We start from the raw sequence: 13,814 nt of genomic DNA, 5'->3' as shown, positions 1-13,814 counted from the left end.
GTAACGTTCCTGCTGGGATGTTTAACTCTTCTGCAATCTGCGGAACGCTCTTTGTCTGTTCTTGAATGTACTTTACTGTCTTTTCTTTAAACTCATCACTGAACCTCTGTCTCATCTCACCCACACCGGACACCTCTTCCTCTTTGTAATTTAATTATCTGCATTCTCTTATGAGGTGTCCACTTTTTATTCTAGATCTAAAACTCCTGCTAATATAAGCGATTCTGATGATATCAGGCAAAATCCTTAGAATTAGCAGGAGAAATTCCAGCTATAGGGCTATGAACGCTATTTTTCGGAACAATTAACATGACATTTTCCTGTTAATTACGCGGAGATCACGATTCATAAGTCTGCTTGGACAGCAAGCCGGTTAATCTCAATAGGTGTTCCAGCGGATATAACACCAAGCCATGCTGGGCTGCCATGCAAAGCCGTAACCGAACCCCACCCCCACCCGAACCCCGCTCCCCGAGATTAAAACGCGTTGGAAAATGACCTCATCTCTAGCATTTCGCTGAGAATGCCCAAGAAGGGGCTGTTTCAAAAGGATAAATGCTAGTGAAGTGAATGAATCCAATAAGATGTGCAAAAGCACCCTTAATCCGAAAAGTGGAATCGAGGTCTTTTGCAATCCTATATTCAGGATAAAGTGGTGATGGAGCTGTCCAAAAATGACTTTTGAGACAGCCCAACCATGTGCAAACCCTTTTTCTACCAGGGTACCTCTCAACCTTTAGAAGTTTTAATTAATCTAGCATTTCCCATAAGGATACATGCGATGAGACTGATTCCTACAGAGAATAACCCCGCCAGAAACAAGGTGTTCAGGGAATGGCTGAGCACCTGCTGCAGCCCAAGCCACACTTCTTGCGGCATGGAAGCACGTGCCTCGGAATCCATCAGCAGCTGCGGATTACTATAGCGCTGCAGCTGATCTGCTGGAAGGGCAGCCAGCTTGGCGCTGAGATGAATCAAGCCCGATGTCATCTGCTGTGCCAGCAAACTGCCCAATATGCTGACTCCAATCGTTCCCCCCATGGAGCGGAAAAATTGGGATGAGGAGGTGGCAACACCACGATCTCTTCCCTCCACCGCGCTCTGTGCAGCTGTGCCAAGTGTAGGATACACGGCTCCCATACCCAGTCCGGTAATGATCATGCACAGGACAATTTGGAGCTTTGTTGTGTCCACGGTCATTTGACTGAGCAAAATAAATCCGATTGCCATCATACTCAAGCTGGGGACCAGAATCATGCGAAACGATGCTTGGTTCATCCATCGTCCGCTAGCTGTCGATGTCACGGCTGCGGATACCATTAGAGGCGTTAAAATGTAGCCGGCGATGGATGGACTTACTCCAATTACCCCCTGTACATAGAGGGGAATGTACGTGATCGCGCCGAACATTCCCGCACTCATAAAAAATCCGGCGATGCTGCCGAAGGCGATCGCACGAATTTTGAACAGCTGCAGGGGAATGATAGGCTCCTTCACTTTCGTTTCAATCCATAGAAACAAACCGAGGAGTAATGCTCCTATGCCAAACAATGTAACGATTTGCGGTGACCCCCAAGCAAAATGAATGGCATCTCCCTCCTGATTCCACCCAATACCAGCGCAAGAAGAATAGAAACGATTGCGCCGCTCAATGTAATCGCACCAAACCAATCAACAGAACGTTTCTCATTGCTCTTACTTTCTTTCAGTGCTATAGCAATTATGAAGAAAGCGGGTATGCCAATTGGAATATTCACATAAAAAATCCAGCTCCAATTCCAATACTCGACGATGGCTCCCCCAAGCGTTGGCCCGAGGATACTGGCTATTGCGAATATGGCACCGAAGAGCCCCATAAATTTGCCTCGTCGTTCAGGAGGAAGAATATCCCCGATAATCGTAAAAGCAACGGTCATTAAAGCTCCGGCCCCCAGGCCCTGCACGCCTCTGAAAATAATCAGTTCTACCATATTTCCAGCCATACCGCATAAAGCGGAGCCTGCAAGAAATATAAGCAAACCGATCAAGTATATCTTCCGTCGACCAAATAAATCGGCCAGCTTACCGTAAATCGGCATGGTTGTTGTCAACGCCAGCATATAGATGGCAAATACCCAGCTATAAAGGGGAAGTCCTCCTAGCTTTTTAATAATAGTCGGCATGGCTGTTGAAACAATGGTCTGGTCCAAAGAGGATAGAATCATTCCAATCAATAAACCCGTCGTAATTAATCCTGTTTTTCGATTTTCCATGGACATTTCTACACATTCCTTCCCTCTCAGTTAATCAACACTGTGTTGCAATTGCAATGTTGTGTTGATTATAATAAATGTTAATCAGGAAGGTCCGCAACCAACAATTTCCAAACAAACGTCGTATAATCGGCATAACCTTGCAGGATGCTGCTTAAGGTGAATATGTTAAACAAAGGAGCCATTCATGTCTAAAAAAAATGATACGCTTGATCCTCGTATTAAGCGCACCCTTAATGTCATCAGAGATGCAATGATTTCATTAATGGATGAAAAAGGTTTCGACCATACCACAGTTCGGGACATTACTGAGCGTGCGGAAATCAATCGTGCTACATTTTACCTTCACTATCAAGATAAGCATGATCTATTAGATAAAATTGTCGCCGAAATGCTGCATGAGTTTTTAGCTGCTATTCAATTGCCTCCCGCCTTTGAAGCCGATGATTTATGTATGGATGCGCATACGCCGCCTCACTCGTTTATTCGCCAGTTTGAGCATATTGCTGCCTACTCCCGGTTTTACAAGGTCATGCTAGGTGCGAATGGTTTGCCTGGCTTTGCGGTTCGTATGGAGCACGTAATTCGGGATGCGCTTTATCATAGATCCACTTTAGCTCAACCTAATGACCGTCAGCTCATGATACCCAGAGATATCATTATCCGTTACTCAACATCTGCTCATCTGGGCATCATTATGTATTGGCTGGAAAATGATATGCCTTATTCGCCTAAATATATGGCTACGCAGCTGATGCGTTTGCACATGCTTGGTCCTACAAGCGTTAGTGGGCAGTGACTCCGCTCGGTTGTTCCAGAGTGTATAGGGGGGACTTCTTCGCTCACTCCATATCGCAAAAAAACCGCCCAAATCCATTATCGGATTTGAGCGGCGGTAAGCCGGTATCTTATGGACGGAACGAAGTTCCGTCAGGCAGTCTGGCCAATGTCCATGCCGGAAGTACATTGGAGCATGGGAACTTGGCTGCCATTTTCTCGTCAATATCAACACCAAGACCTGGCTTTTCATTCGGATAGACGTAGCCATTGCGCACTTCAGGTATGCCTGAGAACACTTCATGCACTTCGTCCTTGAAGCCATTCCATTCCTGTATGCCGAAATTAATGCTGCTAACATCCAAGTGGACATTCGCCGCATGGCCTACTGGTGACACATCGCCAGGACCGTGCCAAGCTGTGCGTACACCAAATGTCTCTGCCAAGGAGATAACCTTCTTGGCCGGCGTAATACCGCCGATCTGGCTGACATGGATGCGAATGAAATCAATAAGGCGGTTTGCAATCAAAGGAACCCATTCATTCGGATTGTTAAACAGCTCTCCCATTGCGAGCGGAGTTGTACTGTGCTGGCGAATGTTTTTAAACCATTCAATTTGTTCCGGAGGCAGCGCATCCTCCAAATAAAACAATTGGAACTTTTCCATTTGCTTGGCAAAGTTTACCGCATCGATCGGAGTCAAGCGCTCATGCACGTCATGAATGAATTCTACTTCCCAACCCAGCTTGCTGCGAAGATGTTCAAACAGCCCAACAATGCTTCTCATATAGGCTTTGGGATCATAATAAGCACCGTCAAGCGCATTCTCAGGTTTCGTTATAGTGGCGCCACGGCCTCCGTACAAGCCCATCTGGCAGCGGATATAACGGTAGCCTTGCTCCATATAAGCTTTTGCATTGGCTTCCACTTCTTCCACGCTGCTGCCGTCCGCATGCTTATAAACAGCGGCTCCCTCGCGGCATTTTCCACCCAGCAGTTGATACACCGGCATCTCAGCCAGCTTCCCTTTAATATCCCATAGGGCCATGTCAACGCCGGACAGCGCATTATTCAATTCAGGTCCATTCCGCCAGTAGCCGCTCACCATCGCAGTTTGCCAAATATCCTCGATCCGTTGTACATCTTTTCCTATCAAAAACGGCTTTAAATAATTGTCCACTACGTTAGCAACCGACAAATATCTTTGTGTAAAAGTTGCACAGCCCAGACCGAAAAGGCCCGGCTCCGAGGTTTCAATTTTAACTACGACCAGATTGATTCCTTCCGGAGCAGTCAAAATGGTTTTAACATCTCTAATTGTAATCATACAGTTCTCTCCCTTGTCTTATCCTGTTGTTTATCTCTATCTGTTTATGCAGTAGTCTGTCCGACAAAAATAATTATGTGAATATGTATTCACTGCTGTGGTTATTGCAGGAAAGGGATGGCACTCCACCGCTACTCCACCCCACAAAGTGAAGATTATGCGTTGGAGAAGCTTCCGAATACTTTGCGGGGGCCCCGGGAATTAAAGTTGTCTTTAACTTACCTTGCGGCAACAACTTCATTTCAAAGGTAGGCTGCATACCCGAGCAGTCACCGAAGGTGACGACCAGGGCGGCCGTAAACTTTCCGTACCATTCCCTTATCCCTCCATAACCACATGAATACATATTCACGAAGATTAAATCGTCGGACAGGCTCCTGGTCTATTGCTTGACGGCCCCTGCCGTCAAACTGCTAATAAAGTACTTTTGCAAAAATAAGAATAAAATAACAAGCGGCAAGCTGGACACGAACGAAGCTGCCATCATATCATTCCAAACGATTTTATAGAAGCCGTTCAATTGTCCAATTCCTACCGGCAATGTTTTCATTTCTTCCGATGTAGTCAGAATCAATGCGAACATATATTCATTCCAGCCCTGCAGGAAAGAATAGATCGCCGTGGCAGCTATACCAGGCAAAGATAAAGGTAAAATGATTTGTACGAAAGTACGAATTCTACCGCATCCGTCAATGGTTGCCGCTTCATCCAGCTCCTTCGGAATGCCTTGAAAGAAGCCCATCATCATCCAGGTGCAGAATGGAATAGTGAATGATATATACACGAGAATGAGACCCATGTGAGTATCAATTAATCCCAGCGTCTTCAACACTTTATAGAATGGAATAAGCAGCATAATCGAAGGGAACATCTGCGTTACCAGCAGAAAGGTTAAGAAGGCGCTTTTGCCACGAAAACGAAACCTCGATGCCCCATAACCCGCCATGGCGGAAAACACCAACGAAATGATGGTCGCAGCAAGCACGATATATACACTGTTAGCGAAATAAGTGGCAAAAGGATAGTCATTCCAAATACGAATGAACGATTCCCAGGTCGGAGCATCCGGAATCCATTGAGGCGGGGTAACCATCACTTCGTCATTGGGCTTAAACGCTGTGGAAACCATCCATAAGGTCGGAACCAGCACGATAAGCGAGGCTACAACCATAATTAAATACATGACGCTATTGAAAACTTTGTCTTTCCTTTTAGTCATTGCCATTGTCAAACAGCCTCCTATACACAAATCCGATCAAGAAGCATACGAAAAATACAACGACGGCCATGGCAGCAGCTTTACCGAAATCAAAAAACTCGAAAGCATTTTTGAAGATGTCAATACTGACGACGTTCGTTGCGTCACCCGGTCCACCTTGCGTCAAAATCCAGATCATAGTGAAATGCTTGAACCACCACACCGTATCCAAAATCAACGTAACCATCAGGACCGGCATCAAGCTGGGAAGAGTGACATAACGGAATGACTTGAACCGATTGCATCCGTCTATCTTGGCCGCTTCGTACATATCCTGCGATATGGATTGAAGGCCCGCTAACAGCAGCATCATAACCATCGGATAGCCCTTCCATATGCAGACGATTATGATAGCCATAAAGGCATAGGTGTTATCTCCAAGCCAGGAAACCGGCTCACTGATTAAGTTCATTTTCATGAGAAAATGATTAAACAGTCCGTACATCGGATTAAACAACCACTTCCATAAAAGCCCTACCACTACTTCAGGAAGCAGCCAAGGAAGAATCAAAATCGCTCTAAAAAAAGTACGGCCAGGTAAATTCATATTTAAAACCAGGGCAAGCCCCATCCCCAACACAAAATGGCCCGCTACCGTAAAGAATGTATATTTAAGCGTCAACCAAATACGGGTGACAAAATCCCAGTTGGAAAAAATATCGAGATAATGGCTTAGCCCTACAAAATCCCATTTGTTCACTAGATTCGTATTGAAGAAACTAATGTAGGCTCCGTAAATCAGTGGATAGGTTACCAGCAAAATTAAAGTAATTGCCGCAGGCAGTATAAACCAATATCCCGCCCACTCGGTTCTGGCTATGGATTGTTTCACGTTTCCTCCTCCTAAAGAGCTTTTGCATCAGCAAAAACTTGTACCGTAAGCATAATCTTGTTTGTTCATGTTTTCGTAAGAAAAGCTTTTATTCGAAGCCCATTCGATGAAGATACATTCGTGTCTTAGCGGTAGCTTTTCTTGCAATAACAGACTTGTTCAGCTCCGCTGAAAACTTATAAAGTCTGTTATTATAAAAAAAGAGGGGGAGGAAATCCCCCTCGATCATTCAATTAGAGCTTACTTGCCCTCTTTTTGGATCAAATCGTTGGCGCGGGCAGCCGCTTTTTTAGTAGCCGCATCCACATCTCCGCCTTTAGCCAAGAGCATCTGATAAGCTTCAGCTACAATGTCTTGGAACTGCGTATAAGTAGAGAAATTCGGCACATGGAATGCGTTCGCTATGGACTTGGAAAAGCCGACCATCTCCGGCGTATTCAACTGCTGACTTTCGCCTACATCTACTCTCGTTGGCAAACGTCCGCTTACAGCGTTCCATTTTAACGAGTTTTCTTTATTAACAACGAATTTCAGGTAGTCGACAACCGCTTCTTTATTTTTGCTTTGTTCAGAGACGGAATAGCCAATCAGCCCAAAGGTAGATACATTCTTTTCCTTCTTAGGAATCGGTGCGCTATAGAGCTTACCTTTAAGACTCGGGTTTTGAGCCAGTATAGTACCGAAAGCGTTCGGACCGCTGATCAACATTCCCACCTTACCGTTAGCCATCAAAGTAGCCGCTTCCGGGAAGCCTGTTTCTGTCACGCCTGGAGGTACAACGCCATGTTTCGTGAACAAATCGCCGTAAAATTGGAAAGCTTCCTTCGCTTTAGGCGACTCCAAATCTGTTACCCATTTGCCGCTTGCATCTTGTCTTAACTCGTCCGCACCAAATGAACGCAGAACCGGAATGAAGCGTGAACCGCCAGAAGAGTTACGTGTACCTACCATACCGAAGCCCCATTGATCAGGCTTGCCGTCACCATTCGTATCCTTGGTCAGCTTCTTCGCAACAGTTACAAAATCATCCCATGTTTCTGGCGCTTTCAGACCTTCAGCTTCGAACCAATCCCCGCGATAGACCAATGCTTGCGGTGTAGCATTCCATGGGAAAAATTGGAGTTTGCCGTCAACGCTCGATTCTTCTACAATGTACGGATAAAACTCTTTTAAATATTGATCGCCCAACAGCTTGGTTAAATCCGCAGTAATATTCATTCCATATGCTGTTCTCATGAATTCAGGCGTATTCGTGAATGCATCCGGCAAATCTCCAGCAGTTGCAAGAGTTGTCAGCTTTTTAAACAAATCGTTCAAAGGCACTCCGATAAACTCAATCTTAACGTTAGGATGAAGGCGCATATATTCATCGGCCATTTCCTTCTCAGCAGGACCGTCCGGCTTTTCTGTTTGAGACACGGAGATAATTTTGATAGTTACGGGCTTTCCAGCCTGATTATCTGCTCCTGCTGCTGTTTTTCCTGTAGAAGCCTCCGGTTTTGCTCCACAACCTGTTAGACCAACAGTCAATGCCAGTGCAGAAAGCAGCCCCAATTTTGCCATCTTCTTATTCATCGTTACCCCTCCATGTATGTAATAACTTCATGCTCTATATTGTTAATGCAAGGTTCACCGGATGCCTATTTAAGGTGTTTGGAACCAAAGTTCAGTATTCTGTGGTTACCTTACAATCGCAATCGAATCATTGTATTACGTATGATGTCATACAAGTTAGTGTGAAAAAAGCTCGTTGTTTAGGGATCGTTTCTTTCCCTCAGCTTTTGTATATTTTCATTCATACCTGTTTTGATCAAAGCTTTAACGGCTTCACTGTCTCGTCTCTTTAAAGCTTCGAACTGCTCGATATGTCCTTGCACGCTTTCTTGACTGACGCCAAATACGCGATTGAGCTCCTCCAGAAACTCAGAGTAAGCATGAGTGTTTTTCACTACTTGATATAAAATTTCATTTTTGGAAGCTTTAGCAATAGCTACGTGAAATTCAATATCGGCAGCGGTATATTTTTTATAATCGCTTCGGCCTGCCACCATTTTTTCAAGAGCTTGCTCGATGGATCGAATATCCTCCTCGTCCGCTCTAAGAACAGCCAGGTCAATACATTTGAATTCAATCGTTTCCCGAAACTCCATCATATCCATAAATTCTTTTTCCGTAATATTCATGATCGGGGTCAAATCATTCAAAATCCGATCCTGAATCGATTGCGAAACAAAGGACCCTTGTCCATGTCGGGTAGTGATGATTCCAATCGCTCTCATCTTCTGAATAGCGCTTCTTACACTGACTCTGCTTACCTTGAACATTTGACATAAGTCATGCTCAGAAGGAATCTTGTCACCAGGCTTCCAGGTACCGTTTACAATATTAGTTTTAATTTGGGCATACACTTCGTCGACGATATTTTGTTTGTCAATGCTTGTTAAACTCATTTAGTTCACCACCTTACTCATAACATGTCATACAAGTTATCGCCGTAAATAATAGTATCAGCAACATGTCCAAAATGCAAGAAAAAAATCTTCTCTTTCCCTCAATTAAAGATCGTCCTTCCCGTTGTTACAAGAAAGCTCATACTGGAATTCATCAGGCGCCACCTGGCTTTGTTTCATTGAAAATGAACAAGGGTAATATAGCTCATGCAAGGTAACCCATAGGAAGGGAGCGTGAGGGTGATGATCAGCTTGCTGATAACCATCGTCATGGCAATCGTCATCGGAGCCATCGGTTCCGCGATAGCACCTGGCGGTATGCCAGGAGGCATCATTGGCTCTATGGTTGCCGGCTTTGTCGGTGCATGGCTGGGCGCGTTGCTTCTAGGTTCTTGGGGCCCCGTAATCGGCGGCTTCGCCGTAGTGCCAGCCATCATAGGAGCGGCAATCTTTGTACTCCTATTGACGCTATTATCCAGAGTCTTAAACAGCAGAACCTCGTAAATTCGAAGTAAACTATGTAAAAGGAGTGGATAGACATGGCAACTGCAGAGACAAAGAGCAATAGTTTATTGATAGGAACCATTGTGGGGGGAGCCGCAGGGGCGCTTATCGCACTTCTGCTAGCACCCAAATCGGGGCGTGAGCTGCGGGAGGATTTGAAGGACTCGCTTCATACCCTTCAGACCATGGGTCAGGACTGGATGGATCAAGCTAGAACTAAAACAGCCGATACGATCCAACGAGCAGCTGAGCAAGGTACTCAATTACTGGACAAGGCACACGAGGGAACAGACGCAGCGATATCAGTTGCTCGCAAAGCCACCGACGCCTTGTCCGAATCCGCTCATCAAATAACGGACCAAGCCGCACAAACGCTGGATAAAGCGACTGATCGTGCAGGGGATGCCGCTCATGAAGCACTGGACAATGTCCAGCAGCATCGTCCTTTTCAAAAGGCATAACGGCTTGAGCTTACATTAAACATTGTTTAATCAAGTTACTCCTAAGCGTCACTTGCTATCCATAGCAAGTGACGCTTTTCATGTGCAAGACTTTAGCCAGGAAAGACACTGTTTTGGGCATATGGGCAGCACCAGCCCCTACATACATGACAAAGTCTGCCCGAGGATCATCCTCAGACAGACTGCGTAAGCTTCGTTGCAAGACTTCCTTAGAGTATGAGAGCAAGAGCATCAGGAGACTTTCTTTCCTGCAGCAGCTGACCTACATGATGCTTGGGCTTGTCCACCTTTACAAAGTAGGCGCCCTCCAAATGGTAACCCTGCTCCTTGGCTGTTGAATACAATTTGCAGAAATGCTCAGCTGCCACTATAGCCTCCTCCAGCCTGATGAATGTCTCAATGACGTTGCCCTTACCCAATGGATTAACCTGAGCCTGAATGCTGACTTCATACGACTGAGGACCTGTCTCACGTACCAATACATCGCTGCTATCGCATGTTATACTGTGTCTGATCGTCATAACACCCACCGCCTTTTCTTGGGATAATAAGGTACATATCTCTCATTACCCGAGTCCAAATTAGTTGAATCATTTGAACCAGGGAATTAACGAAAGCCGTCTTCTCCCCAAAAAAGACCGGCAACTTAAATAACACGCCCCAATGGACGTGTTATCTATAAGCAGCTATACATCGCTCAAACCTCTGTATTCTCCAAAATATTCCTTAAGCTTGTCTAAAGCCCGCTTCTGAATCCGTGATACACTCATCTGCGATACGCCCAACACTTGAGCGATCATACGTTGAGATTGGCCTTCGACATAAGAAAGCTGAAGCACTCGCTGCTCTTCTTTTTTCAACAGCTTCATGGCCTGTTCCATGTCCAATCGATTCTCCAGCTGCCGGTACTCATCGACATCCTCGCTAAGCAAGTCCCCGATGGTCGCACCGCTTTCTTCAGCAGACAGCGGAGTATCCAACGAAACATAATGATAATATTCCCTGCCTGCCAATATTTCAATAGTTTCCTCAACCGTAAGCTCAACATCCGCTGCAATCTCCTCTACATTGGGAGACCGCTCCAATAGGACTGTCAGCCGGTCTATAGCTTCTTGAATGCGTCCGCCTTTTTCCTTAACACGCCGAGGGACCTGTACATACCACGATTTATCGCGCAAGTAATTTTTCATATGTCCAATGACGCTTTTCATCATATAGGGCTCGAATTGCTCACCCTGCTCAACGTCAAATTGCTTAAACAGCCGCAGCATCGACATTTGTCCCACTTGGTATAAATCTTCATAGAGGTCCGGACGATTGCGCGACATTTTTCCTGCAGCCATTTTTACCAAAGGCTCCAACTGCAATAATAAAGTCGTAGCTATTTCGTTACAACTCGTTTGCTGATATTCCATGATCAGCTCGCGGATATTGGGTGCCGGAATCTCCGAGTTTACCTTCATACCATTTCCTCGCTTTTGCTTAAGCGTTTGGTTAGAAGAACCTCTGTCCCACCTTCGTTGTTCACTTCAACGTCATCCATTAAAGCTTGCATCAGGTAGATGCCAAGCCCGCCCACCTGAGCTTCTTCCAACGATTTATCATGCAGCGACTGCGCCAACGGCGCTTTCTCAGAGAAATTGAAGCTGTGGCCCTGGTCCTTCACTTTAATGCGAAGTCCATGCTCTATAAGCTCAAAATGTACCTCCATCATCCCGCCTTTACCAGGCTCATAAGCATGTACAACTACATTGTTGCACGCCTCTGCCACAGCCACCTTTATATCTTCTATCTCCTCGTAAGAAAACCCCACTTTTGTGCATAATCCATACAATGTAAGACGAACCACATCAATAAACTCCGCTTCGGCAGGCAATGTCATGCTGACCGTACGATTTTCCAAGTTCATTTCACTTCTTTCCATGTCTATTTGGCCTTTCTAATTTACTTCGTTCGATGCTTGCTGGATAAACCTGGTTAGACCTGTCATATCGAATAACCTCTGAATTTTGGGTGGAATTTCCTCGACAGTTATGGGCGCATTCAAGACATGCCTTGCTTTGAGCAATGATAAGATAACCCCAATTCCCGTACTGTCGATATACTGTAAATCCTTCAAATTAATTACCAGGCTGCGGCTGGTTTCGGCGATGTAAGGATCTGCAGCAGCACGCAGCTCGGCAGCCCTTGCCAAGTCCAGTTCCCCCTTTAAATACAAAAAATGACTGTTAGGGGATACTTGTCGTTCTATTTCAAATTGATGCTGTCGATTCATACGATTATAATCCTCCTTCAAATCACCATACGGATGCTTTATCTATCTTATCATTACCCCGCTGAACTTCAAATGAAACAACGGAACATCAGATTATTTAGCTTATTTAGCGCCTGTCTGCACCTGAACCTGCCGATGCTTGAATTGCTGCCACACATCAACAAGGATAGGAATAGCCTTCAGTGCCGTTCCTATTTTACTTAGTGCAGGACTATGTACATCTTCATCCACTTTGTCCTTAATGGTCCTTGCGACCGATACGGAGGCATGCTTCACGGTTGATGTTATTTCTTCGACAGCCTCTCCTACCTGTTTCATCGAATCGAATGTTGGTTCAAGCGAATGGAGCTTATTTAAAACATCTTCCGTCACCGCATTCGTATGGCGTAGAACATCGGAGGCTTCCTTGGCAAGTCCTTTCACCTCAACCTGCAAATTTTGCATCGTGGTATGGGTTTGGGCCAGCAAAGCCGTCATCGAGCGTAAAGTAACAATCAGAAAAGCTACCAAGACAACAAAGGCCACCGCAATAACAGCTACACTAATTTGAACAACCATGTTGTTTCCCCCTTATAAAAATAATTGGTTTAAGCTTTGTTAGCTACTATTTACCCGCAGTGCTCCGAAACGAATCTGATTCACCCCACAACACCAAGGGTAAGAGGGAGCATCAACCTTTATACAATTCATGATAAGGAGTGATAACGATGGATCAGCTTAAAAACGTAGAAATTGAGAAAAAAAGTGTCGAGCAAAAGTACGATAAAGGCATGGTAGCCTCCACCTTCATTAAGTACGCCGCTTATATAATCATATTTTTCGGATTTTTGTATTTCATCGTGCGCTATGTATTCCCTGCTTTCCAGTAAGGACATGAATCGGCTGAAAAAGAAAAACCGTCAGGGATCACACATCCTGACGGTCCTAACTGTTGATGAACTAAGCCTAGTCTCAATAGTTTATTTTTCTTCTAATTCATCAACAAATTACAGCGTTAATAGCGTTGAGAGGCGTCCTGACTTTACAATCAGGCCGTTAGCAGGCAGCGTCATCCCGGGCGAGGCCTATCGCTCCAACGCGCACGGATCCCGGACGGGCTTATCGCTCCAACCCGCACGGATCCTGAGCAGGCCTAGCTCCCCAACGTGCACGGATCCCGGGCAGGCCTAGCTCCCCAACTCGCGTAGATCCCGAGTTTCGCGTTGAGGCTTAACACGGCGGTCGATCAAACCCCACGCAGTACAAGCTTCTTTTGGCCGTTGTCAGCAGAAATATGGGGACGAGGTCACCGATTACCGATTAACAGGAAAATGTCCCGTTATTTATTCCACTAAGCGGCATTTTCTGTACTTTAGATGGAAATCCTCCCGTTAACTTCCAACATACTGTTCAATATGCCAAAAACCATCCAATTTAGATGCACATTTTCCAGTTATATTGATTTTTATCAATATTCAGGTCAGATTAGCGGGAGGATTAGATCTAGAATAAAAAGTGGACACCTCATAAGAGAATGCAGATAATTAAATTACAAAGAGGAAGAGGTGTCCGGTGTGGGTGAGATGAGACAGAGGTTCAGTGATGAGTTTAAAGAAAAGACAGTAAAGTACATTCAAGAACAGACAAAGAGCGTTCCGCAGATTGCAGAAGAGTTAAACATCCCAGCAGGAACGTTAC

18 protein-coding genes are annotated in these 13,814 nt (G+C 45.2%); 5 read left to right on the top strand and 13 right to left on the bottom strand.

Annotated elements, in window-relative coordinates:
- From NV381_RS37700 to NV381_RS38325, 3 genes are all read right to left on the bottom strand, one after another.
- Nucleotides 1-115 (bottom strand): transposase (locus tag NV381_RS37700; RefSeq protein WP_258212789.1); only part of this gene is annotated, 115 nt, incomplete at its 3' end.
- Between the two features lie 614 nt (nucleotides 116-729).
- Entirely contained in the window at nucleotides 730-1,521 is a 792-nt protein-coding gene (locus NV381_RS38330; RefSeq protein ID WP_308862442.1) for an MFS transporter, read from the bottom strand.
- A 17-nt stretch (nucleotides 1,522-1,538) separates the two neighbouring features.
- On the bottom strand, nucleotides 1,539-2,258 hold the full coding sequence (locus NV381_RS38325) for an MFS transporter (protein ID WP_308862441.1): 720 nt from the start codon (nucleotides 2,256-2,258) through the stop codon (nucleotides 1,539-1,541).
- A 181-nt stretch (nucleotides 2,259-2,439) separates the two neighbouring features.
- Here NV381_RS38325 and NV381_RS37690 point away from each other — a divergent pair, with 181 nt between their 5' ends.
- Complete coding sequence (locus NV381_RS37690; protein WP_258218397.1) at nucleotides 2,440-3,051, top strand: TetR/AcrR family transcriptional regulator; 612 nt, start codon at nucleotides 2,440-2,442, stop codon at nucleotides 3,049-3,051.
- Nucleotides 3,052-3,160: 109 nt separating this feature from the next.
- On the opposite strand, the gene NV381_RS37685 is transcribed toward NV381_RS37690, so the two are convergent.
- From NV381_RS37685 to NV381_RS37665, 5 genes are all read right to left on the bottom strand, one after another.
- Nucleotides 3,161-4,357, bottom strand: coding sequence for an enolase C-terminal domain-like protein (locus tag NV381_RS37685; RefSeq protein ID WP_258218396.1), 1,197 nt, complete (start codon nucleotides 4,355-4,357; stop codon nucleotides 3,161-3,163).
- 382 nt (nucleotides 4,358-4,739) lie between these two features.
- Nucleotides 4,740-5,582 (bottom strand): carbohydrate ABC transporter permease, encoded by an 843-nt coding sequence (locus tag NV381_RS37680; protein ID WP_258218395.1) that lies wholly within the window; start codon nucleotides 5,580-5,582, stop codon nucleotides 4,740-4,742.
- Complete coding sequence (locus NV381_RS37675; protein ID WP_258218394.1) at nucleotides 5,569-6,447, bottom strand: carbohydrate ABC transporter permease; 879 nt, start codon at nucleotides 6,445-6,447, stop codon at nucleotides 5,569-5,571. Before NV381_RS37675 ends, NV381_RS37680 begins: the two co-directional genes overlap by 14 nt.
- 240 nt (nucleotides 6,448-6,687) lie before the next feature.
- Nucleotides 6,688-8,022 carry an ABC transporter substrate-binding protein gene (locus tag NV381_RS37670; protein WP_171653163.1) on the bottom strand — a complete coding sequence of 445 codons (1,335 nt, stop codon included), beginning with the start codon at nucleotides 8,020-8,022 and terminating at the stop codon, nucleotides 6,688-6,690.
- 179 nt (nucleotides 8,023-8,201) lie between these two features.
- Entirely contained in the window at nucleotides 8,202-8,897 is a 696-nt protein-coding gene (locus NV381_RS37665) for a FadR/GntR family transcriptional regulator (protein WP_258218393.1), read from the bottom strand.
- A gap of 243 nt (nucleotides 8,898-9,140) precedes the next feature.
- Here NV381_RS37665 and NV381_RS37660 point away from each other — a divergent pair, with 243 nt between their 5' ends.
- Nucleotides 9,141-9,401 (top strand): GlsB/YeaQ/YmgE family stress response membrane protein, encoded by a 261-nt coding sequence (locus NV381_RS37660; RefSeq protein ID WP_258218392.1) that lies wholly within the window; start codon nucleotides 9,141-9,143, stop codon nucleotides 9,399-9,401.
- 35 nt (nucleotides 9,402-9,436) lie between these two features.
- Nucleotides 9,437-9,862: a YtxH domain-containing protein gene (locus NV381_RS37655; RefSeq protein WP_258218391.1), complete on the top strand. Its 426-nt coding sequence runs from the start codon at nucleotides 9,437-9,439 to the stop codon at nucleotides 9,860-9,862.
- A 209-nt stretch (nucleotides 9,863-10,071) separates the two neighbouring features.
- Here the strand turns inward: NV381_RS37655 and NV381_RS37650 are convergent, their stop codons facing one another.
- From NV381_RS37650 to NV381_RS37630, 5 genes are all read right to left on the bottom strand, one after another.
- Complete coding sequence (locus tag NV381_RS37650) at nucleotides 10,072-10,383, bottom strand: hypothetical protein (protein ID WP_258218390.1); 312 nt, start codon at nucleotides 10,381-10,383, stop codon at nucleotides 10,072-10,074.
- Nucleotides 10,384-10,548: 165 nt separating this feature from the next.
- Nucleotides 10,549-11,325, bottom strand: coding sequence for a sigma-70 family RNA polymerase sigma factor (locus tag NV381_RS37645; RefSeq protein ID WP_258218389.1), 777 nt, complete (start codon nucleotides 11,323-11,325; stop codon nucleotides 10,549-10,551).
- Nucleotides 11,322-11,771, bottom strand: a complete 450-nt coding sequence (rsbW, locus tag NV381_RS37640; protein WP_258218388.1) for an anti-sigma B factor RsbW — start codon at nucleotides 11,769-11,771, stop codon at nucleotides 11,322-11,324. The genes NV381_RS37645 and rsbW overlap by 4 nt, the downstream gene beginning before the upstream one ends.
- Before the next feature lie 30 nt (nucleotides 11,772-11,801).
- The gene (locus NV381_RS37635; protein WP_258218387.1) at nucleotides 11,802-12,137 is read right to left on the bottom strand and encodes an STAS domain-containing protein; all 336 of its coding nucleotides are present in this window, start codon (nucleotides 12,135-12,137) and stop codon (nucleotides 11,802-11,804) included.
- Nucleotides 12,138-12,239: 102 nt separating this feature from the next.
- Complete coding sequence (locus tag NV381_RS37630; RefSeq protein WP_258218386.1) at nucleotides 12,240-12,695, bottom strand: DUF948 domain-containing protein; 456 nt, start codon at nucleotides 12,693-12,695, stop codon at nucleotides 12,240-12,242.
- 149 nt (nucleotides 12,696-12,844) lie between these two features.
- On the opposite strand from NV381_RS37630, the gene NV381_RS37625 reads away from it, so the two are divergent.
- Nucleotides 12,845-13,006, top strand: a complete 162-nt coding sequence (locus tag NV381_RS37625; protein WP_258218385.1) for a hypothetical protein — start codon at nucleotides 12,845-12,847, stop codon at nucleotides 13,004-13,006.
- Nucleotides 13,007-13,699: 693 nt separating this feature from the next.
- Nucleotides 13,700-13,814: transposase (locus NV381_RS37620; RefSeq protein WP_258212789.1), on the top strand; the 115-nt coding region annotated here is incomplete at its 3' end.

Origin of the sequence: Paenibacillus radicis (ex Xue et al. 2023) (assembly GCF_024722015.1) — a bacterium.
Lineage (GTDB): Bacteria > Bacillota > Bacilli > Paenibacillales > NBRC-103111 > Paenibacillus_S.
The sequence above is the reverse complement of the archived record's forward strand: the minus strand, read 5'-3'. Positions and strand labels throughout refer to the sequence as shown.